General features: G+C 53.2%; 18 protein-coding genes. 8 read left to right on the top strand and 10 right to left on the bottom strand.

Annotated features, from left to right (window positions below; genetic code table 11):
- Nucleotides 1-54 precede the first annotated feature (54 nt).
- Nucleotides 55-1,224 (top strand): helix-turn-helix transcriptional regulator, encoded by a 1,170-nt coding sequence (locus GW579_RS18115; RefSeq protein ID WP_165060840.1) that lies wholly within the window; start codon nucleotides 55-57, stop codon nucleotides 1,222-1,224.
- A 199-nt stretch (nucleotides 1,225-1,423) separates the two neighbouring features.
- Here the strand turns inward: GW579_RS18115 and mqo are convergent, their stop codons facing one another.
- From mqo to GW579_RS18085, 6 genes are all read right to left on the bottom strand, one after another.
- The gene (mqo, locus tag GW579_RS18110; protein ID WP_165060837.1) at nucleotides 1,424-3,067 is read right to left on the bottom strand and encodes a malate dehydrogenase (quinone); all 1,644 of its coding nucleotides are present in this window, start codon (nucleotides 3,065-3,067) and stop codon (nucleotides 1,424-1,426) included.
- A gap of 302 nt (nucleotides 3,068-3,369) precedes the next feature.
- On the bottom strand, nucleotides 3,370-4,155 hold the full coding sequence (locus GW579_RS18105) for an anti-sigma factor family protein (RefSeq protein WP_165060835.1): 786 nt from the start codon (nucleotides 4,153-4,155) through the stop codon (nucleotides 3,370-3,372).
- Nucleotides 4,152-4,607 carry a sigma-70 family RNA polymerase sigma factor gene (locus tag GW579_RS18100; protein ID WP_235937430.1) on the bottom strand — a complete coding sequence of 152 codons (456 nt, stop codon included), beginning with the start codon at nucleotides 4,605-4,607 and terminating at the stop codon, nucleotides 4,152-4,154. The genes GW579_RS18105 and GW579_RS18100 overlap by 4 nt, the downstream gene beginning before the upstream one ends.
- A 79-nt stretch (nucleotides 4,608-4,686) precedes the next feature.
- Entirely contained in the window at nucleotides 4,687-5,229 is a 543-nt protein-coding gene (locus tag GW579_RS18095) for a tetratricopeptide repeat protein (RefSeq protein ID WP_165060832.1), read from the bottom strand.
- A 31-nt stretch (nucleotides 5,230-5,260) separates the two neighbouring features.
- Nucleotides 5,261-5,839: a cytochrome b gene (locus GW579_RS18090; protein WP_165060829.1), complete on the bottom strand. Its 579-nt coding sequence runs from the start codon at nucleotides 5,837-5,839 to the stop codon at nucleotides 5,261-5,263.
- Between the two features lie 91 nt (nucleotides 5,840-5,930).
- Entirely contained in the window at nucleotides 5,931-6,989 is a 1,059-nt protein-coding gene (locus tag GW579_RS18085) for a GGDEF domain-containing protein (protein WP_165060826.1), read from the bottom strand.
- A gap of 271 nt (nucleotides 6,990-7,260) precedes the next feature.
- Here GW579_RS18085 and GW579_RS18080 point away from each other — a divergent pair, with 271 nt between their 5' ends.
- The gene (locus GW579_RS18080) at nucleotides 7,261-8,007 is read left to right on the top strand and encodes a flagellar brake protein (protein ID WP_152323643.1); all 747 of its coding nucleotides are present in this window, start codon (nucleotides 7,261-7,263) and stop codon (nucleotides 8,005-8,007) included.
- Between the two features lie 23 nt (nucleotides 8,008-8,030).
- Here the strand turns inward: GW579_RS18080 and GW579_RS18075 are convergent, their stop codons facing one another.
- Nucleotides 8,031-8,789, bottom strand: a complete 759-nt coding sequence (locus GW579_RS18075) for an SDR family NAD(P)-dependent oxidoreductase (RefSeq protein ID WP_165060824.1) — start codon at nucleotides 8,787-8,789, stop codon at nucleotides 8,031-8,033.
- 125 nt (nucleotides 8,790-8,914) lie between these two features.
- Here GW579_RS18075 and GW579_RS18070 point away from each other — a divergent pair, with 125 nt between their 5' ends.
- From GW579_RS18070 to GW579_RS18055, 4 genes are all read left to right on the top strand, one after another.
- Complete coding sequence (locus GW579_RS18070) at nucleotides 8,915-9,814, top strand: LysR family transcriptional regulator (protein WP_165060821.1); 900 nt, start codon at nucleotides 8,915-8,917, stop codon at nucleotides 9,812-9,814.
- Between the two features lie 84 nt (nucleotides 9,815-9,898).
- Nucleotides 9,899-11,023, top strand: a complete 1,125-nt coding sequence (yhjD, locus tag GW579_RS18065; protein WP_152323646.1) for an inner membrane protein YhjD — start codon at nucleotides 9,899-9,901, stop codon at nucleotides 11,021-11,023.
- A gap of 287 nt (nucleotides 11,024-11,310) precedes the next feature.
- Complete coding sequence (locus tag GW579_RS18060; RefSeq protein WP_152323647.1) at nucleotides 11,311-12,633, top strand: MFS transporter; 1,323 nt, start codon at nucleotides 11,311-11,313, stop codon at nucleotides 12,631-12,633.
- Nucleotides 12,634-12,693: 60 nt separating this feature from the next.
- Nucleotides 12,694-13,461 (top strand): CDP-diacylglycerol diphosphatase, encoded by a 768-nt coding sequence (locus GW579_RS18055; protein WP_165060818.1) that lies wholly within the window; start codon nucleotides 12,694-12,696, stop codon nucleotides 13,459-13,461.
- 37 nt (nucleotides 13,462-13,498) lie between these two features.
- On the opposite strand, the gene GW579_RS18050 is transcribed toward GW579_RS18055, so the two are convergent.
- Together GW579_RS18050 and pdeH are read right to left on the bottom strand one after the other, a co-directional pair.
- Nucleotides 13,499-15,553 (bottom strand): AsmA family protein, encoded by a 2,055-nt coding sequence (locus GW579_RS18050; RefSeq protein WP_165060815.1) that lies wholly within the window; start codon nucleotides 15,551-15,553, stop codon nucleotides 13,499-13,501.
- 212 nt (nucleotides 15,554-15,765) lie between these two features.
- Nucleotides 15,766-16,542, bottom strand: coding sequence for a cyclic-guanylate-specific phosphodiesterase (pdeH, locus tag GW579_RS18045; RefSeq protein ID WP_152323650.1), 777 nt, complete (start codon nucleotides 16,540-16,542; stop codon nucleotides 15,766-15,768).
- Between the two features lie 230 nt (nucleotides 16,543-16,772).
- Between pdeH and GW579_RS18040 the strand changes: the two genes are divergently transcribed.
- Nucleotides 16,773-17,024: a 4-oxalocrotonate tautomerase family protein gene (locus tag GW579_RS18040; protein WP_268959649.1), complete on the top strand. Its 252-nt coding sequence runs from the start codon at nucleotides 16,773-16,775 to the stop codon at nucleotides 17,022-17,024.
- Between the two features lie 199 nt (nucleotides 17,025-17,223).
- Nucleotides 17,224-18,162 (top strand): 2-dehydro-3-deoxygluconokinase, encoded by a 939-nt coding sequence (gene kdgK / locus GW579_RS18035; protein WP_165060812.1) that lies wholly within the window; start codon nucleotides 17,224-17,226, stop codon nucleotides 18,160-18,162.
- Between the two features lie 608 nt (nucleotides 18,163-18,770).
- On the opposite strand, the gene GW579_RS18030 is transcribed toward kdgK, so the two are convergent.
- A complete protein-coding gene (locus GW579_RS18030) occupies nucleotides 18,771-20,276 on the bottom strand; it encodes a M16 family metallopeptidase (RefSeq protein WP_165060809.1) in 1,506 nt (501 codons plus the stop codon).
- Nucleotides 20,277-20,401 lie beyond the last annotated feature (125 nt).

Genomic DNA, 20,401 nt, shown 5'->3' with positions numbered 1-20,401 from the left:
GCTATGAAAATATACAGCCAACAGCCCAACAACTTATTAAGATAGGTATCAGATATGGAAAGTCGTGATATCTTTTCTTCAGTATTGCGTCCACTTTACGGAGTGGACGATACCCAATACTCAATTCAAAGAGTACTTAATAACATTAATGCTCTATTTTGTGTTTCATCTAGTTCCCTTTCATTACGAATAAGCAACACAAAAAAACCTGTAGATTTGATTTGTCATACCGGAGTTGATAGTTTTTTCTCTGATTTTTACCTTAAAAAAAGAAGCTATCATGATCCTATATCTGAAAGAGTCACCCGATACGAACTGGATACCGGATTTACTATGGCTGACCTATGTAATCAAGACCCTGAATGGGGCAAAGTTCATAGATCTTCTTTTCAGTCCTTTGGATATAAAGATGCACTACTTGTCAATTTTTACTCTCAAAATGGAGACCGGGGAATTCTAGCTGTACGAAGTGATCCTCGCCGTGGAGAATTTAAAGTGGCAGATTCTGATACCATATCTCAATTATCTCCGCTTCTCAGAACTGCGCTACATGTACATTTACAGTTATGTAATCAATCTCTAAATGAAACAGATGTACCTGATGCATTCAGTAATTCAGCAACTGCAATCATTAATATATCGAAGTCAGGCCGACTCATTAAAATGAATTCAGAAGGGCATGGAATACTCGTCAGAGAAGATGGCATATTGCTTCAGAAAAACCATATAAAAATGCAAGACAGCCATAGCCATTTTCAGTTTAAGAAATCGTTGGTGGATATTTTCACCGCAACCAATCAATACACAAAATTAATAAAAGTCCAGCGCGACAGGGATAGGTTTTATCTGGTTCGCATAGTGGCTAACAATTCAATATCGTCAAATGATCATAATGCCACATTAATTATATGTGACCCATTCCATAATGTTCGTAGTGAATCTATTTTATGTACGCTTTTTAATCTCACACTTCGGGAAGCCAACGTTGCTACCCATTTGGGGAATGGGAGTAAGCTTAGCGACATTGCGACCCAAAATGGGGTTTCAATTAACACAGTGAAAAGCCAACGTAATATTATATATGAGAAAATAGGCATTAGAAACCAAATCCAATTGGTGCGAATTGTCTGTTATCTGGAGATTATTGTGGAAACAGAGATTCAAACTCTTCATGAAAACAAATGGATATCATCTTCATTACATGATTCCATATTTCAAAACTAACCTTTGATAAATAAGTTACTTTTTTATTCCTTCACATTTTATCTAGGCGAAGGGTGCCAACCACTGAAGCCTCTGTAAGCACATCGGTCTTAGTTCCACGCATTTTTTATATTTCCGTATTTTCAGGAAAATGGTGGAAAGCAGAAACAAAAAAGGCGCGGTCTCCCGCGCCTTCAAAATCACTGCTTAATAAATTCGATCAGAGCGCGACGTCAGCGACGACTTTTTGCTCTTTTTTCGGTGCAGCATTTGTCTCGGCCGCCGGTGCAGGTTCAGCCGCTTTGGGTTGCGGGTTGTCCAGCATCAGAACGCGGCTGGTGTCGCCCAGTTCTTTCTCGGTGGCGGCGACGTTGCCGTTCAGCTCAGTGCCGTAAGAAGGGATGATTTCCTTCAGTTTCGCCTGCCATTCCGGCGTCGCAACTTTGTCTTTGAACACTTTTTCCATCAGGTGCAGCATGATCGGCGCCGCGGTAGACGCGCCCGGTGATGCGCCCAGCAGCGCGGTAATGCTGCCATCTTTGGAGCTGACTACTTCAGTGCCCAGACGCAGAACGCCGCCTTCTTTCTCATCTTTCTTGATGATCTGCACGCGCTGACCGGCTTCCCACAAACGCCAGTCTTCTTTCTTCGCATCCGGGAAGTATTCACGCAACGCATCGAAACGGTCTTCGTCGGACAACATCACCTGGCTGACCAGATATTTCACCAGATCAAAGTTGTCGATACCCACGTGGGTCATCGGCATGATGTTGGAGAAATTGACGCTGCCGAACAGATCCCACAGGGAACCGTTTTTCAGGAATTTGCTGGAGAAGGTCGCGAACGGCCCGAACAGCAGAACCTGTTTACCATCAAGAATACGGGTGTCGAGGTGCGGAACGGACATCGGCGGGGAGCCGACGGCAGCTTTACCGTACACTTTCGCCAGATGGCGTTTCACGATTTCCGGGTTCTCAGTCACCAGGAACTGGCCGCCAACCGGGAAGCCGCCGTAGTTATCCGCTTCAGGAATACCGGATTCCTGCAACAGGGTCAGGGACGCGCCGCCCGCACCGATAAAGACGAATTTCGCCTTGATGACGCTTTCTTTGCCGTCATTTTTCAGGTCAGCCACCGTCACGTTCCAGGTGTTATCCGGGTTACGTTTGATACCGCGCACTTCATGGCCGAGGCTCAGCGAGAAGTTGGGGTTTTTCTGTAGCGAGGCCACCAGCTGACGGGTGATTTCACCGAAGTTCACGTCGGTGCCGATCGGAATACGGGTCGCCGCGATTTTCTGTTTCGGGTCACGGCCTTCCATCACCAGCGGGATCCACTGTTTGATTTGCGCCGGGTCCTCTGAATATTCCATGCCGCGGAACAGCGTGCTTTGTTGCAGCGCCGCGAAGCGTTTACGCAGGAAATTGATGTTGTCATCGCCCCACACAAAGCTCATGTGCGGCGTGCTGTTGATGAAGGAACGCGGGTTGTGCAGAACGCCGTTCTGTACCTGATAAGTCCAGAACTGGCGGGAAATCTGGAAGGATTCATTGATTTCGACCGCTTTGGAAATGTCGATGCTGCCATCGGCTTTTTCCGGCGTGTAGTTCATTTCAGCCAGCGCAGAGTGCCCGGTACCGGCGTTGTTCCAGCCGTTGGAACTTTCGAGCGCCACACCGTCCAGACGCTCGACCATGTCGATTGACCAGTCCGGCTCTAATTCCTGAAGGTATGTCCCCAGCGTCGCGCTCATAATGCCGCCGCCGATCAGTAACACATCAACGGGCTTTTCATCTTCTGCGAACGCTGACTGGCTGAATGCAACCACGTTAAGGCAGAGGATCATGGCGAGTATCTTTCTCATGACGTCTGTTTCTCTGAATGTTTAGTTTTAGTTTTGCAGGTGAAAGCTATCCAGATTCCCTGGATAAACGAAATCAACAACCCGGTGCGGTGGGGAAATAAGCGATTATTTCCTCAGAGTCTGAAAGGACAATAATGGGGAGTAACGAAAACCGCGGTGAATAACGACAAATCAACCACACAAATGTTACCGAATACTCATATTATCGAGATTTCGTAAACAATTTAACATCGTCGTTACGTGCATTAAAAATAGTTTAATACTTTAAATAATTACATAAGTTAGTTTCGGAGAGAAACTACTCAGGTGAGATTAGCCCGCAAAGCCGCGGCCAGCGCGGCCATAACGGCTGCGGGACTGTGGCCGATCAGCATGAAGTTGTAACCCGCCTCGCGCCAGTAAACGACGTTCATTTTTTGCCGGATTTCACTTTCCTGCGCCGTATTATTCCGGTGTTCGCTGCGGGTAATGCACAGCGCCATCGGCCCGTAGCGCGCATCAAGGTAAGTGATCTGCGCAATATCGTAGTCGTCGTAATGCAAAATACGGGCGTTTTTCAGCTCAGCGCCCTGCACTTCCAGCGCTGCCGGGCTAAGCCCGATGCCCATCGTTTTATGTACCCGCGCCAGCTGAATTTGCTGTTGTTCAGCAGAGTCATTCACGTCCGCCAGTGTCTGCGCGGTGTACAGCGACATGTAATCCGCCACGCGATCACGCCAGTTGTCTTTGGAAGATTCACCGGAAAGCAGCGCGGAATAGCGTCCGGCGAGCAGCCCGACGGCCATAAAGCTGACCGACGCCGCCAGCAACGCACGGCGGCTGAATCCGCGCGAACGGGCAACCGGTGCATCCGGTATCGCGTCCAAAGCTGCCTGCAAACGCCCCACCGGCGCGTCCTGCAACATCGACCCGAACGCATCGTGGAAAGGCAAATTGCTGCGCGCCATCTGCTCCAGACGTCCGGCCAGCAGGTCGTCTGCGGCGAGCCGTGCATCAAACTGCGCCCGCTGATTTTCGCTCAGCCGGTTATCGAGGTAGGCGACCAGAACTTCATCGGAGAATGGCGCTGGCGGGATTTCGCGGGTCATTTTTTCTCTCCCTGTTGTGGCTGAGCGCCGGAACCGGTGTCTTTTGCCAGCGAAAGCCGGGCAGCCGCCAGACGGCTCATAATGGTGCCAATAGGCACTGACAGCGTCATTGCCGCTTCCTGATAGGTAAAACCTTCGACATACACCAGAAACACCGCGTTCCGCTGGGCTTCCGGCAGGGCATTCACCCGCTGCATCACCTGCGTATGCCAGCGCCGGTCTTCAAAAGAGAACGCATCGGCGGGCACGTCGGTTTCACTGACATCGACAAATCCCTGCCCCTGGCGGACGTGCTGCGCCCTGAGTTCGTTGACCCATATGGAATGCAGAATCGAAAAGAACCAGCGATCGGCACCGGCGCGATCAACCACCTGCGCGCAGCGTTCAAGTGCCCGCACGCAGGTCGATTGCACCAGATCATCTGCCACGTCCGGCTTGCGCGATAACACCATCGCGTAACGCCACAGACGCGCCAGACACTGACTCAGTTCATGACGTAAATCGGTGGGTGAAATTTAGCGTTTCCCCGTTTCAGGATTCAGGATGTCCGTCGATAGCCGCGCTCAGATCGCGATACTCTTCGCAGCCGGTGCCGCACAGGCCTCTGATGGTCGCCAGTTGCGCTTTCGCGAGATCAGGACGCCCTTTAATCATATAAGCCTCGCCGAGATATTCCCGGACTTTGGCGTAATTTGCGTCAATCGCAATCGATTTCTGATAATAGCGGATGCCTTCGTCGGTACGCCCGAGTTTGCGGGTGGCGTAGCCGCGATAGTTCCAGGCTTCTTTGGTGTTCGGGTCTTTCAGCGTGTCGAGCACCGTCAGCGCTTCCTGATACCGGCCCGATTTCGCCAGATGGTAGGCGTACTGGGTTTTGTCCTGATCGGAAATCATGCCGCCTTTATCCACCATGCAGCTTTTGGTTTTGCTGTCGTAGATTTGCCCTTTCGGGCAGTCCGGCGTTTTTTTCTCATCAGAATCATCACCCATCGCGTGCGCGGCGACACTGAACATCAGCAAATTACCCGCCAGACACACCACCGACAACGCCTGAATCACTGTTTTTGTCTTCATAGTTTTTGTCTTCCTGTAGGGGAGAGATTATTTACGGGCGGCTGACGCGGCCCGGCAGCATGCGGCGCAAAATGCCGTCGCGGAGAACGTAGTGATGGAACAGTGCGGCCAGCGCATGTACGCCCGCCAAAACAATCAGCGCCCAGGCCACATTGTTGTGTAACGTGCCGAAGGTTCGGGTCATCACACTGTCGAAATTGAAAACGTCAGGAATGGGGAAAAGCCCGAAGAAGTAGAAAGGCTCGGCCTGAGACCAGCGGAACAAAAAGCCCAGCACGATCTGCGTGACCAGCAAAATGTAGAGCGCCAGATGGGTCAGATGCGCCGCCGCTTTCATCATCACCGGCATGGCGACAGGTTCCTGTTTGCTGCGCCCGGTGCTGACCGTAAACAGACGCCAGAGCAAACGCCCGAGGATAATCGCCGCCAGTAAAATCCCGACAGAAATATGCACGGATTGCAGCCCTTTGCGCAGCGGCGTGCCGCGCTCAAGCACTTCCCAGATATGCGCGCTGGCAAACAGAAAAATGACGCACAGCGCCGTCAGCCAGTGCAGAAGAATGGTCAGCCCGTCGTAACGGTGGCGGGAAACAGAAGTGGAAGTTTGCATAAAAAACGGTGCCCGTAAGTGTTCGATATGAGGTAAACACCTGAGCACCGCTTTTTATTCGGTATGAGGGAAAAATAATTTTCAGAAATCGTTAAACGCTGGTCGTCCGGTTGCGTCCGTTGGTTTTGGACTGATACAGCGCACTGTCGGCCACAATGATATTTTCCTGCCAACTTTTGTCTGGCTGGTAGTTCGCCACGCCCAGCGATACGGTGATCTTGAAGGGTTCGCCGTCGGCGTTGGTAAAGACCGTGCTTTCGACCGCGCGGCGGATACGCTCACAGCATTTCACGCATTCGTACGTGTTGCCGCTGGCAATCAGAATCACAAATTCTTCGCCGCCAAAACGCGCCAGAACGTCGTCTTTTCGCAGCATCATCCGCGCCACATTCGCCACGCGCACCAGCACGTCATCGCCGATCGCATGCCCGTAGGTATCGTTCACTTTCTTGAAGAAATCGATATCCAGCATCGCCAGTCCGAATCCGCTGTGGTTTTTCTGCACCGCTTTCAGGTGTTCTTCCAGCCCCATACGGTTAAAGGTTTTGGTGAGGAAATCCATCGACGAGTTTTCTTTCTCGCGGAAGAACGCGCGCACGTAGCGGAATTTACCTCCCAGCCCGTGGTAACAGATAAACATGCAAAAAAGCGTGACCAGCTGGTAGCCAAGTGAACTCCAGATAATTGCCCAGGAATTCAGATAAGGGGCCGAGACAATCAGCCGGATCACGAGGACTATCGACGTCGCGATAGCGAAGGTGCGGATGTTGTTGTCGCGCCATGGCCGGAAATAGCAGATGCCCGCAATCATCACCGCGACAAACAGGTTATCGATAGTGAACATTCCGGTGAGGAAGAATTTCAGCATAAACCCACAGAGCACGCTGAACCAGCCGACGTAGAACACGCAAATCACCAGCGGGATCATCTCAAAGCTGTAATACACCGTGCCGCTGAGTCGGAACAAATCGCGATCCAGAAAAGCCGCCACGGCGCCGCAGAGCACTCCGAACAACACACGCTTGTAGAGCGGGGAGTTAGGCCCGAGCGGGCCGTCGCTGCTGAGGAAAAAATAGAAAAACACCAGGCTGGCGTAAGTCACGCAAATATTAATGTAAAGCGCATCCAGCGACTTGATCACTTGTTCCATACAACTCCTGAAACCCGTTGCGAACCGGACAACAAAAAATCCGTGACAAGGGCGGAAAATAACCTTCGATAGTGTGAAAGATAGCCTATATATAAAGTGAAGACGGCAGCAACTCCGGCCTGTCTTCGGCGGAATTTCATCTTAAGCCGGAGAAAATACCCGTTATTACACATTAAAGTTTTGTTTTGAATAACCGATATCCGTAATAGGCACTTTTTATTTCGAGGGCTGTACGAACATATTGTGATCATTGCATATAGAGGTGTGGCAGGTGAGCGAAGTATCCCGAGAGTCGTTTGCTAAGCGGAACACGCTGGCAATCTTGTCCGTACTGCGTGACTTGAAGAAGAACCAGACGCTGGTCATGGTCAGTCACGCCCGCGGGCAATTTATCAGTAAAATTTTGGACGTTGATTCTGACAACCATCAGTTTTTGTTCGATCTGGGCAGCTCAGATTATGAAAACGGTCTGGCGATCAATGCCGGGACGCTGAACTTTGTCGCGGAACCTGCCGGTGCGAAAGTGGAATTTGCCTGCGGTCAGGTACGTCAGGTGACGTACGAAGGTTTGCCGACGTTTACCTGCGACATTCCCCCCGTTCTGTATTTTATCCAGCGCCGCGAGTATTTCCGCGTGAACGTTCCCTGGCTGCCGGATTACCGTTGCAGCGGAAAGCTGCCGGATGCCTCAGAGTTTGCCTGGCGCGTGCGCGATATTTCCCTCGGCGGTCTTGGTCTGGAAATTGACGGCACAACGCCACCGGAAATGGCTTCCGGCGCGGTGCTGAAAGATTCGCTGATTCAGCTGGCGGAACTCGGCTCGTTCAAGCTGGATTTGCAATATATCGGCTCGATGCCGCGTAAATCTGTCAGCAACAAAGGCGAAACGGTCAGCACGCAGCGGCTGAGTTTTAAGTTTCCGCATTTGTCGCCCGCGCAGGAACGTGACCTGCAACGGGCGATTTTCGAGCTGGAAAAACAGCAACATCTCAAAGCCAGACGTTTCCAGGAAAGTTAACGTTCAGATCTGAGAGAAACGGCTCAGATAAACATTCCGCCCGACGCTTCTACGCGCTGGGCGTTCATCCAGCCAGCTTCATCGCTGAGCATCAGCGCCACCATCCCGCCGATATCATCCGGCAAACCGGCACGCCCGAGTGCGGTGTTCGCGGAGACAATCTGGTTCACCTGCGGATTGTCACGCACCATTCCGCCGCTGAAATCCGTTTCAATCGCTCCCGGTGCCAGAACGTTGGCGGTGATACCGCGCGCGCCCAGCTCTTTCGCCTGATACCGCGTCAGCACTTCGATTGCGCCTTTCATGATGGCGTAAGCCGAAGAGCCCGGCAGCGCAAACCGCGCCAGACCGCTGGAAATATTCAGAATACGGCCACCGTCGGCCATCAGCGGCAACAGTTTTTGCGTGAGGAAGAACGGCCCTTTCAGATGGACATTCATCATCAGGTCAAACTGTTCTTCGGTGGTGTCAGTGAACGCTTCATGCAGCCCTACGCCCGCATTGTTGACCAGAAAATCAAAAGTTTCGCGCTGCCAGACCTGCTGAAGCTGCGTTTTCACATCAGCCACAAACGCATTAAACGAACCGGTTTCGCCGGTATTGAGCGCTAAAGCCACCGCCTTTCCACCTGAGGCTTCCACGTTCTGCACCACGGCTTTCGCCGCGTCGATCTGACTGTGGTAAGTGAAAATGACGTCTACCCCCTTTTTCGCCAATTTTTCAATGGCATTCCGGCCTAAACCACGGCTTCCGCCGGTTACGATAGCGATTTTACGATTCATTTCAGACCTCATTGGCATTTGGTAGGTTTTCGTTGTTTAAAACACAGCCTATTGGACTCCTCTGTAATGATAAATAGTCCATAATGAGTTTCACTGTCTCAAAACCAACAACAATCGGGCAAAATGTGGATAAAATTCAATCAATGAAGGTTTTCGTTCGCGTCGCGGAATTGAGCAATTTTACCCGCGCCGCCGAAAGTCTGGGATTACCCAAAGGCAGCGTGTCGCGGCTGGTCCAGCAACTGGAAATCCGCATGTCCGCCCGTTTGCTGCACCGTTCCACGCGCCGCGTTCAGCTTACGCAGGACGGTCAGGTGTTTTATCAGCGCTGCAAAGAACTGCTTTCGAGCATGGACGAACTCGAATCGATGTTTCAGTCGAACCCGGCGAGCATCAGCGGGCGGCTGCGCGTGGATATGTCAGTCGGCATGGCGACGCATCTGGTGTTGCCGCGTCTGGCGGAGTTTCTGAACCGCTATCCGGCGCTGGAAATCGAACTGAGCAGTACCGATCACCGTGTGGATGTGGTGCGCGAAGGGTTTGACTGCGTGGTGCGCAGCGGCACGTTGAAGGATTCCGGCCTGATCGCCCGCCCGCTGGGGCATCTGAGCGTGATTAACTGCGCAAGCCCCGGTTATCTGCAACGCTACGGCACGCCGGATCATCCCGATCAGCTGGCGCAGCACGCGATGGTGCATTACGAACAAACGCTCGGCAGCCATACGTCTGCGTTTGAATATCTCGACGGCAAGCAGGTGAGAACCGTCAAAAGCGGCGGTGCGGTGACGGTCAACAGCACGGAAACCTATGTTTCAGCCTGCGTGGCCGGTCTGGGGATTATTCAGGCGCCGCTGATTGGCGTTCGTAACGCGCTGGCGGGTGGCCAGCTGGTGAGTATTTTGCCGCAGTTCCGTGCGCCGCCGATGCCCGTGACGCTGGTTTATCCGCACCGCCTGAACCTTTCGCGGCGCGTCAAAGTCTTCATGGACTGGCTGACAGATATAACCCAAACGTTCATTGCCTGAGCGGTTAAACCCGCCAGACATCACCCGGACGGCTCAGGCGTCTATACTTAAGGCTGGATGCACTTTTAAGGACAACATGGATCAATGCCCATTATTTCTAAGCAAGAACCGGTAAAACAGGAAACACCCGCCCCGCTGATTAACATCAAAACCGGCAATTCGACGGTGGATAAAAACATCGGCAGATTCTCACGGCTGGTGGAATACGTTCAGTCCTGGGGCTGGGTCGCGCATTTGCTGCGGGCCACGGAACGTTTCAACGATCGTCTGGGCAGCCAGTTTGGTGCGGCGATCACCTATTTCTCTTTCCTCTCGCTGATCCCGATTCTGATGGTTTCCTTCGCCGCCGTGGGTTTCGTGCTGGCGTCCAATCCGGATCTGCTGGCCGGTCTCATCAATAAAATCGTGAACAGCATCAGCGACCCGAATCTGGCGAATACGCTGAAAAGCACGGTCAATACGGCCATTCAGCAACGCACCGCCGTCGGGTTATCCGGCCTGCTGATTGCGCTGTACTCCGGCATCAGCTGGATGGGAAATCTGCGCGAGGCGATCCGCGCGCAGTCGCGTGACGTCTGGGAACGCAATCCGCAGGATCAGGAGAAGATTTACCGCCGCTACATTCGCGATTTTATTTCGCTGACCGGGCTGGTGCTGGCGCTGATCATCACGCTGTCGCTGACGTCTATTGCCGGTGCGGCGCAAAAAACCATTGTGGATGCGCTGGGGCTCGGCGGTATCGAGTGGCTGAGACCGGTGATGACCAGTATTGCGCTGGTAATTTCCATTGCGGCCAACTATCTGCTGTTCCTGTGGATTTTCTGGATGTTGCCGCGCCATAAACCGCGCAAGAAAGCCCTGCTGCGCGGCACGCTGCTGGCGGCGATTGGCTTTGAGGTGATTAAATTCGTGATGACCATGACACTGCCGAAACTGGCCACCTCGCCTTCCGGCGCGGCGTTCGGGTCGGTCATTGGCCTGATGGCGTTCTTCTATTTCTTCGCCCGCCTGACGTTGTTTGTCGCCGCGTGGATTGCCACCGCGAAATACAAAGATGACCCGGTAATGCCCGATCATGGGAAAAAAGGCGCAAAAACGGCCAAAACGACATCGGGAAACGACAGCGAATACACGCCTGACGACCTCATCGTGCCAGATGAAATGCATATAACCGCCGTTAACTCTGGAAAAGAAGTCAAAAAGCAGTGAATAACACCAGATAGCACTTCTCACTGCCCTTAAAACCAGAATAACTGACTAATGGCCGTACTTTTATTTCACGGTTTTGCAGTCAGTTACTCTGAATTTGTTCCATTGAGCAAACTTATGATTTGCAAACGGGCAACGCCAAAAAAGATTCCCCCGATCCCGCCCGAAATGCCGTTTTTAGGCATTTCTCCCTCGTTGAAAACCCGTCTGGCTGTGCATAAGATGCCCTTTCACCACACATTTATTTACAAACCCTCTATTTCATCAACAACAAATAAGAAACACTTATGCAAGCCTCCATCGCTCAAGAATTAGAAGCTGACGCCAACCTGGTGAATCAGAACTCACGCGGAAAAGTCATCGTTGCGTCGCTGATCGGGACGGCCATCGAGTTTTTCGACTTTTACATTTATGCCACCGCTGCGGTGATCGTGTTCCCGCACATCTTCTTCCCGCAGGGCGACCCGACGGCCGCCACGCTACAGTCGCTCGCCACATTCGCTATCGCCTTTATTGCGCGTCCGATTGGCTCCGCGCTGTTCGGGCATTTCGGCGACCGCGTAGGGCGTAAAGTGACGCTCGTGGCGTCCCTCCTGACCATGGGTGTTTCCACCGTTGTCATTGGCCTGCTGCCGACTTACGCGACGATTGGCGTTTTCGCACCAATGCTGCTGGCGCTGGCGCGTTTTGGTCAGGGTCTCGGTCTGGGCGGCGAATGGGGCGGCGCGGCATTGCTCGCAACGGAGAATGCGCCACCGAAAAAACGCGCGCTGTACGGTTCTTTCCCGCAGCTTGGCGCGCCGATTGGCTTCTTCTTCGCTAACGGGATGTTCCTGCTGTTGTCCTGGCTGCTGACCGACGAACAGTTTATTTCCTGGGGCTGGCGCGTGCCGTTCCTGCTTTCTGCGGTGCTGGTGCTGGTTGGCCTTTACGTGCGTGTTTCCCTTCACGAAACGCCGGTCTTCGCTAAAATTGCCAAAGCCGGTAAACAGGTAAAAGTGCCGATTGGCACGCTGTTCACCAAATACAAAAAAGCGACCCTGCTCGGCACGTTCATCATGGTGGCAACGTATACGCTGTTCTACATCATGACCGTGTATTCACTGGGTTACGGCACGGCAGCTCAGCCCGCGGGCCTGGGCATTCCGCGTAATGAATTCCTGCTGATGCTGATGATTGGCGTGGTCGGTTTCGGCGTAATGGTACCGATTGCCGGTCAGCTGGCGGATAAATTTGGGCGTCGCAAAACGATGATCTGCATTACCTTGCTGATGATTGTTTTCGCACTGTGCTTCCCGACCATTCTCGGTTCAGGCTCGCAGGCGCTGGTGATGGTCTTCCTGCTGTGCGGTTTTATGGTGATGGGGCTGACGTTTGGTCCGATGGGCGCGCTGCTGCCTGAACTGTTCCCGACAGAAGTCCGCTACACCGGCGCATCCTTCTCCTATAATGTGTCTTCGATACTGGGTGCGTCCGTCGCGCCGTACATCGCCACCTGGCTGGCAACTCATTACGGGTTGTTCTATGTGGGCGTTTATCTGGCCTTTATGGCAACGCTGACGCTGATCGCGCTGCTGCTGTCCAAAGAAACTGCCCATCAGTCGCTGTAACTGATCCGGACACCGTGCCAGGTTTTTCGCCTGGCACGGTGCCTTCTGCGAAGGTTTCTTATGCGTTTACGACGATTAGTTTTGCCTGCCCTGCTCCTGCTTATCATCATTGCCGCCGCTTTCTGGTATTTCTGGCCCCACTCTTCCAATCCTAACGCCTTGTGGAACATCATCAGCAAAAAATGCGTGCCGAATCAGCGCAGCACGGGCAAACCCGATCCCTGCGCGCAGGTGGATGAACAACACGGATTTGTGGTGCTGAAGGATCTGAACGGGCCATTGCAGTATTTACTGATGCCCAGCGCGCGGATCACCGGTATGGAAAGCCCGGCGCTGCTGGAGCCGGAAACGCCGAACTTTTTCAATCAGGCCTGGAATGCGCGGCATTTTATGGCGGATAAATACGGCAAACCGATTGATGACAGCAATATCTCGCTGGCGATTAATTCACAATACGGACGCTCGCAGAATCAGCTGCACATCCATATTTCCTGTCTGTTGCCGCAGGTAAAAACTACGCTGGCCAGAGAGGGCGCGCAGATGGGATACAACTGGCAGGAACTGCCGGACAAACTGCTGGGCCACACGTACCTGGCGCGTAAAGTGACGCCCGCCGAGCTCAATGAGAAAGGCGCGTTCAGAATTCTGGCGCAAGGCGTGCCGGACGCAGATAAAAAAATGGGCCACTTCGGCATGGCGATGGTCAGCCTGCCGGGCGGCGACTTCCTGCTGCTCGCCAGCGAGCGCGATTTACTCAAACTCAACAACGCCTCGACCGAAGAAATCCAGGATCATAGCTGCGCAGTACTGGATCCGGTGCCCCGGTGAAATCAGCTCCTCCCTTTCGCCGGGAGGAGCGTATCAATCACTTCTCTTTCATCTGCTGCAATATCGGACCGCACTGGTTTTCTTCGTTGTCGCTTGGGGAAATCAGTGCGAGCAATGCAGCGGCCGGGGCGACGACCGCGCCGAGCGCGACGGCAGCAGCGCCACGGGCGATCAGCGGGCCGGGTTTTACACCGGCGTCCGGATTTTTATACGTGCCGCGGACATACAGCGGTGAACGCAGCGTCAGAATACGCACGCCCTTGCTTTCGGGGTTGATCGACAAATCCAGACGTTCCGTCGCCATATTGGTGCTACCGGTAATGTTGATCACCGCATTCTCGGTATCGAACACAAACAACCGTGGCGTTACCAGCCCGTTTTTGACGTTCACGTTGGCGGCGGCGCAGTTGATCGCCACTTCGTCATCGCCGAACAATTTGCTGACCACGTAGTTCCCCACGTTCAGCCCGGCCAGTTCCATCAGACCCCGGCTGATCACGCCGTCGTTGATGAGAATTTTCATGTCGCCGTTGCTGGTGCCGAGCAACGCGGCCACCGAATTCCCGGTGCCGGTCAGCGTCGCATCGCCGTTGAGATCGCCCAGACTGCGCTCCATCGACTGTACGCTCGGCAGCAACTGTTTCAGTTTCAGCTTACGCGCATGAATATCCGCACGCGCCTGCATCGGCGATTTGTCGCCCTCCAGCCGGATGGTGGAATTGAGATTACCGCCCGCCACGCCAAAACGCAGAGGGTCGAGCAGAATTTCGCCGTCGGTGAGTTTCAGGTGCGTGCTTAAATTGCTCAGCGGCAGCGATTTACCGTGCTCAATACGTTTGGCGCTAAATTTCACATCCGCGTCCATCACGCGCCAGCTTTTGGTATCAAACTTCTCTACCGGCAGCACTTTGTCAGAAGGCTGACGGGTCGTTTCGCCACGTTTCGCTTTATCCGTATTGGAATCAGCCCCGATCAGCGGCGCGAGATCGGCAAAACGCAGCTGTTTGGACACCACGTCGCCGGTCAGTTTTGGCCTTGGTTTGCTGGCCTCATAGGTCAGCGAGCCGTGAATATCGCTGTCGCCAATCTCGCCGTTAAAGTTCTGATAACGGTAAATGGCGCCGTTCTTCGCGTGCAATGTTGCCGACAAATGGCCGTCGGTAGAATACGGCGGCGTTTGCGGCAGCAGGACGCCGGTCAGACCGTACAAATCAGACAGCGTCTGCCCGGAGAATTTCAGGCGTAAATCCAGACCGCCGAGGTTCATCGGATCCTGCAATGTCCCGGCGACGGCTACGCGGGTTTTCCCCGAACGCACATCCGCCTGTAACGGAAACAGCGCGTCAGGGTCTTTCAGCGCCAGCATTCCGCCAATTTTCCCGCTGCCCGACAGGGATTCGCCGTTGTATTTCCCGTCCACTTTCCAGCCAAACACGTAAGGCGGGGTTTTGGTTTTCGGCGCATCTTTCTTATCGCCGATCACTTCCGTAAACGGCAGCGGTTTACCCAGCGGATCAATCACGGCGCGGAAATCGGCTTTGAGTTTGGCGTCTTTATAGTCAATCTGCCCGCGATCAAACACGATATCGTTGAGAGTAAATGACCAGGCTGATGGCGGCTGCGCTGGGTCTTTGGTGTCGCTGTTAGCGAGATTGAACGTCCAGTTATTTTTGCCGTTATCCAAACGCAACAACGAGGCATCCGGCTGTTTCAGCCAGATGCGTGGTATCAGCACTTCTTTGTGCAGCAGCGCGAGCGGCGCAATGCTGGCATCAACGCGGGCGAGTTTCACCATCTGCGCGTCTTTTTCGCCGGTCTGAACGTCGGAAGGGTTTCCGAGCACGATATCTTCCGCATGGATGCGAGGCCAGGGAACCCACGCCCGCCAGCCCGCTTCATCTTTTTGCCGCGACCAGTCCACGCCCAAATCACCGCGGATCGCGAATTGCCGGTTGAGCTCAGTACTGACCTTTTGATTTATCGTGGGTTTGAGGCGGTTCCAGTCGAACATCGCGATGAAAATCACGATGGCAATCAACAGAATAACAATCACACCGACAACCCAGGAGATCACTTTACCTGTGCGCGTCATAACGCTGTTCCTTTCAAACAGTTAACGAATCCCAGAGTTTAACCATAGTTGAATTCGTCACAGCTTGCCGGAAACGGTCTGCATCAGGAGGGATAAAACGTGAAGGAGGGGCAGTGATAACGCCTTAAAAATCAGCGTGATGATAATGCATCACACCACATCAACTCACCCGGCATTTTGAGACTTAGCCTCAGCGAGTTAGGTGTGATTCATTATCCTTTGAAATGTATTGGCAGATTATCCAGATGGTCGAAAACAACGGGTCGCGCCAGATAATAGCCCTGAGCGGCCAGCGCATCAGAATTACGCACCATCGCCCATTCAGCGGCGGTTTCGACCCCTTCGATAATGACGCCTTTGCTGTAGCGCTTCATCAGCGTCACCAGCGTGTAAAACAGGCGCGAGCCTTCTTCGCTCTGACCCAGCAGAATAAACAAATCGCGGGCAATTTTGATGTATTCGTAGTGCCAGGTGGTGAAGGAAGAGAAGTTGGCAATGCCCTGACCAAAGTCATCGAGCCACAACCGGTCGGATTGTTCAATCTGGGACAACGGAATGCTCAGCGCATGTTCAGCACTTTCGACCAGTTCAAAACGGACGTACGGCATCGCGTTGATTTGCGCTTGCAGCGCGGAATCAGACTGCAACATTTCCAGCACCTGACCATCGACGTTGATTGACGCCAGTAATTCGTTATCGATGAACAGATTTTGCCAGCGCTGCAACAGGTTAAGTTGTTCCTGAACGATTTGCAGGCGTTTACCGACAGCGATCGCGACAAAATATTCTTCGGGCGAAATGAATTTATGCGGGTTCGCAGGGTGGAAAACCCCGGTCAGCAATTCAATCCCCAACAGTTTTCCTGTAGTGCGATAAATCGGCTGAAAACGGTACACTCTCTGACATTGACGCCAGTAAGACTGTGCTTTTACGCGTTCGATAGCGGTAAAAGAAGGCGTAATCAGCCCTAACATCATCTTAGTTATCATATTTTTCTGCCGTCATGAATAAGAATCAGATCATCAGGGGACATGCGGCAACATGTGTTGCGTGACTACAAGGTGATTAGTAGCCCGATTTCCTGGCTTTCATTAGTAGAGATATCTATCGGCGCTGCGCGGGGAAACTTTAATCACTCCGCATTTCTCGCCGTTCTGCCCGCATAAAAAACCAAAAAGGCAGGCTGGCGGTTCTTTTCATCCGCTTCTACAGTGGAGAACTGACCGCACGTTATTTCCCTTTTGCTTACCCGATACGGAGAAAAAAAATGCCCTACGTGAATATCAAAATCACCCGAGAAGGCGCAACCGTCGAACAAAAAAAGGCACTTATCGCCGGCGTGACCCAACTGCTGGCCGATACGCTGGGTAAAAATCCGGCCACCACGGTTGTGGTCATTGATGAAGTCGATACCGATAACTGGGGGATCGGGGGCCGACCGGTGACCGAACTGCGTAAAGAAAGCCAGTAGCCTTCCCACGGTGATGCCCAGGTGGAAGTTCTGCTGCTTCCACTTTTACCCTCCTTTTATTTCATTTTTTCGCTTCCTGCCTAAAAAAATAAAACCTCGTTTTAATTTATTTGACTGACCGCATTCTTATGAAGAGACTAGAGCGCAATAATGACGGTCTTTTCTTTCGTTTTAATGTTTCAGACATAGGCCAGGTACAATGACCAGCAAAAATATTGCCGTTATCGGCGAATGCATGATCGAATTGTCTCAGAAAGGCGATGCCCTTCACCGTGGTTTTGGTGGCGACACGCTGAACACGTCTGTTTATATTTCCCGCCAGGTTTCGCCTGAAGCGCTGAACGTTCACTACGTGACAGCGCTCGGCAATGACAGTTTCAGCAATGAGATGTTGCAGGCGTGGCAGCAGGAAGGTGTCCACACCGCGCTGACGCAGCGTCTGGAAAACAAACTACCTGGCCTGTATGTGATTGAAACGGACAGCACCGGTGAGCGCACGTTCTACTACTGGCGCAACGATGCCGCCGCGCGTTACTGGCTCGACAGCCCGCAATCCGAAGAGATTTGCCAGAAGCTGGCAGAGTTTGATTATCTGTATCTGAGCGGGATCAGCCTGGCAATTCTGAACGATGAAAGCCGTAAACGTCTGATGACACTGCTGCAAGCGTGTCGTTCACGCGGCGGAAAAGTCATTTTCGACAACAACTACCGTCCGCGCTTATGGGCGAACAAAGAGCAAACGCAGGCGGCTTACAACGCCATGCTTTCCTGCACGGACATCGCATTTCTGACGCTTGATGACGAAGATATGCTGTGGGGCCAGAAGCCGTACGACGAAGTGATTGCCCGCACCCACGCGCTTGGCGTCAGTGAAGTCGTGGTAAAACGCGGCGCTGACAGCTGCATCGTATCCAGCGCCGAAGGCGAACTGCACGACGTTCCGGCGGTTAAATTACCGAAAGAGAAAGTGATTGATACCACTGCGGCGGGCGATTCATTCAGCGCCGGGTATCTGGCGGTCAGGTTAACCGGTGGCAGCGCGGTGGAAGCCGCCGTGCGCGGGCATGAGACTGCGAGTACTGTGATTCAGCATCGCGGGGCGATCATTCCTGTGGAGTTTATGCCAGAGCGGGTATAACGATTTTTCACTTGCAGTGGGGCTGCCAAAATTGACCGTGGGTATTTCGGTTTCTTTATTGCAGTGATCACTTAACTCGCTGCGCCGAAACCGCCCAAAAGGGGCCATGACGGGCCCCTCTTGGATCTCCCACGTCTTTTTACTGCGCGCTACCGCAGGCAATACGGACATGTTCTGTCACTTAAGCGAGTGGCGCAAATCCTGGTGCTTCGCACTTCCTTCTCTCGGTCTTCGAGCCGCAGGTCTCGAAGCCGCTCCGTTCAGCAGGATTTTTGATCACGCCATTTTTAACTTTCTAAAAGCATATTGGTTTTGAATTTAAGATCGTACGGGCGTTTCAGAAAGCTTGCTGCGCGAGAGGTTCGAGACCTATGGCTCGAAACCCGAGCAAAGGTACCGCGCAGCGGCAAGATTTCCAGCCTGTCACTGCGGTTGCTGAAACATAGCCAGCGAGCGATAGCGCGGAGTGAAAAAGCGAGGAGAGATTAAAGAGAGGAAAAGCACTTTCCTCTCTTTATCGGTTTCGGCGCGGTGAGTTAAGTGAGCGCTGCACTTAAAAAACCGAAACTTTCACCCATCCCAACCGGGAATAAATAAGGGATTCTCCCTTATTGCGCACTCGCCGCCGCCGATGCCGCCGGCACATCACCCGCTGCCGGAGCGCTCTCCACCGGTGCCATCACTTTGTCATATACCGCCCGCAGTTCACCCGCATTCAGTTCTGGCTCACCTTTAGGTTGTGCGATAAGCATGGCAGGTTCGCGGGAAAGCTGTTGTTTCAGCTCCTGATTCAGCACCGGCAGCGTCAGCGTACTAAGGAACTGCTGACGCAACTGCTGGTACTGCTCAGGCGCGATGTCGACAACGCCATTTTGCTGCGAGCGTAAACGCTGGCTCATCAGCACGTCGGTGTCGGTACGCGCGTAAGTGGCGAAAAGTTTGCTCAGCTGATCGTTCTTCTGCGCAATCAGCGCATCAAACTCAGCCTGGGAAATCCCTTTGTCACGCACGGCCAGAAGTTCTTCGGAAAGACGCTTGAACAGTTCGGTCAGCTTAGCCTGTGGCGCTTCAATACGAATAGCGCACTGCGCACGCTGATACTGGACGTTGCAATCAAAACCAAGGCCAGGGCCCGGTGTTGTGGCGTCTTTTTTGTTTTCAAAAGCGCTTTTCAGGGCTTCCTGAAGATGCCAGAACAGCGCTTCGCGGGCCAGATCACTGCGCCAGTAAGCGGCCAGCGCCTGCGAATCCTGAATCGGCTGCCACGCGTTATCCCACATTAATGAGAGACGATCTTGCGTCAGGTTGCCGTCCATCGTGGTCATGGATTTGGTGGTGACTTCCGACAGCGTCGGCAACGTTTGTGGCGTCTGACGGCTGCCTTTCAGCGGCGAGAATGTCCGGTTGATTTGTTCACCCAGCGCGCGGCTGTCGACATTACCCACCACAAACAGCGTCATGGCGTCCGGTGTATACCACTGATGATAAAACTTCGTCAGGGCTTCAATATTGACCGGTTTGGTCGGCAGCTGATCCGGGCTATGCCCCACCAGCGTTGAGCCGACGATACGGGTACGCCACCAGGCATCCTGCGTATTTTGCGGCAATGAACCCACCGGATCCTGCGTTTCCTGCCGCGCGGCGCTGACCAGCGCAGGCGTTACAGAGATTTTACCCGCCGTATTCGCCAGCCAGTTCAGCGCATCTTTCAGCAGCTCCGGACGGTTATTCGGCAGGCTCAGGTTATACATCGTGAAATCATAGGAACTGACCGCGGGCGGCAATGGCCGTTGCGGATTGATACTTTGCTGCCAGAGTGATTGCAGCTCAGACGTGCTGAATCCTTCGCTGTGCATCAGCGCCAGACGCGGCAGGAAATGGGCGTAGCCCGCCTGCTGGGCAGATTCTGCCAGCGAGCCGGTGCGTACCACCAGACGTAATTCGATACGATCGCTCGGACGTTGCGGCGTGGTCAGCAACTGCCAGGTAAATCCATTATCCAACTTGCCCTGCTGCCAGGCCGGGTCAGGTTGTAATGCTTCAGCTTGCACATGACTTGCGGCTGCTGCCAGCAACAATCCACCAACGAGTAAACGGATTTTGGTGCCCTGCATGTGAACCCCTACGTAATGACAATCTAATGTTCAAATATGCTGTCCTGCCGGTGCTGTTCGGCGAGCCCACAGGAACTGAATGCGTAAGTTAAGGACGTAAATTACAGCCCTTCGTTAGACCGCGC

It is taken from the genome of Rahnella contaminans, from assembly GCF_011065485.1.
Taxonomy (GTDB): Bacteria; Pseudomonadota; Gammaproteobacteria; order Enterobacterales; family Enterobacteriaceae; genus Rahnella; species Rahnella contaminans.
The sequence above is the reverse complement of the archived record's forward strand: the minus strand, read 5'-3'. Positions and strand labels throughout refer to the sequence as shown.

Bases quoted from the DNA above. Each gene is read 5' to 3' on its own strand.
- kdgK (WP_165060812.1), top strand. From the start codon at position 17,224: ATGACCAGCAAAAATATTGCCGTTATCGGCGAATGCATGATCGAATTG.
- GW579_RS18090 (WP_165060829.1), bottom strand. From the start codon at position 5,839: ATGCAAACTTCCACTTCTGTTTCCCGCCACCGTTACGACGGGCTGACC.
- GW579_RS18055 (WP_165060818.1), top strand. From the start codon at position 12,694: ATGCGTTTACGACGATTAGTTTTGCCTGCCCTGCTCCTGCTTATCATC.
- GW579_RS18075 (WP_165060824.1), bottom strand. From the start codon at position 8,789: ATGAATCGTAAAATCGCTATCGTAACCGGCGGAAGCCGTGGTTTAGGC.
- GW579_RS18100 (WP_235937430.1), bottom strand. From the start codon at position 4,607: ATGGTGTTATCGCGCAAGCCGGACGTGGCAGATGATCTGGTGCAATCG.
- GW579_RS18085 (WP_165060826.1), bottom strand. From the start codon at position 6,989: ATGGAACAAGTGATCAAGTCGCTGGATGCGCTTTACATTAATATTTGC.
- yhjD (WP_152323646.1), top strand. From the start codon at position 9,899: ATGCCCATTATTTCTAAGCAAGAACCGGTAAAACAGGAAACACCCGCC.
- mqo (WP_165060837.1), bottom strand. From the start codon at position 3,067: ATGAGAAAGATACTCGCCATGATCCTCTGCCTTAACGTGGTTGCATTC.
- GW579_RS18115 (WP_165060840.1), top strand. From the start codon at position 55: ATGGAAAGTCGTGATATCTTTTCTTCAGTATTGCGTCCACTTTACGGA.
- pdeH (WP_152323650.1), bottom strand. From the start codon at position 16,542: ATGATAACTAAGATGATGTTAGGGCTGATTACGCCTTCTTTTACCGCT.
- GW579_RS18030 (WP_165060809.1), bottom strand. From the start codon at position 20,276: ATGCAGGGCACCAAAATCCGTTTACTCGTTGGTGGATTGTTGCTGGCA.
- GW579_RS18095 (WP_165060832.1), bottom strand. From the start codon at position 5,229: ATGAAGACAAAAACAGTGATTCAGGCGTTGTCGGTGGTGTGTCTGGCG.
- GW579_RS18105 (WP_165060835.1), bottom strand. From the start codon at position 4,155: ATGACCCGCGAAATCCCGCCAGCGCCATTCTCCGATGAAGTTCTGGTC.
- GW579_RS18050 (WP_165060815.1), bottom strand. From the start codon at position 15,553: ATGACGCGCACAGGTAAAGTGATCTCCTGGGTTGTCGGTGTGATTGTT.
- GW579_RS18060 (WP_152323647.1), top strand. From the start codon at position 11,311: ATGCAAGCCTCCATCGCTCAAGAATTAGAAGCTGACGCCAACCTGGTG.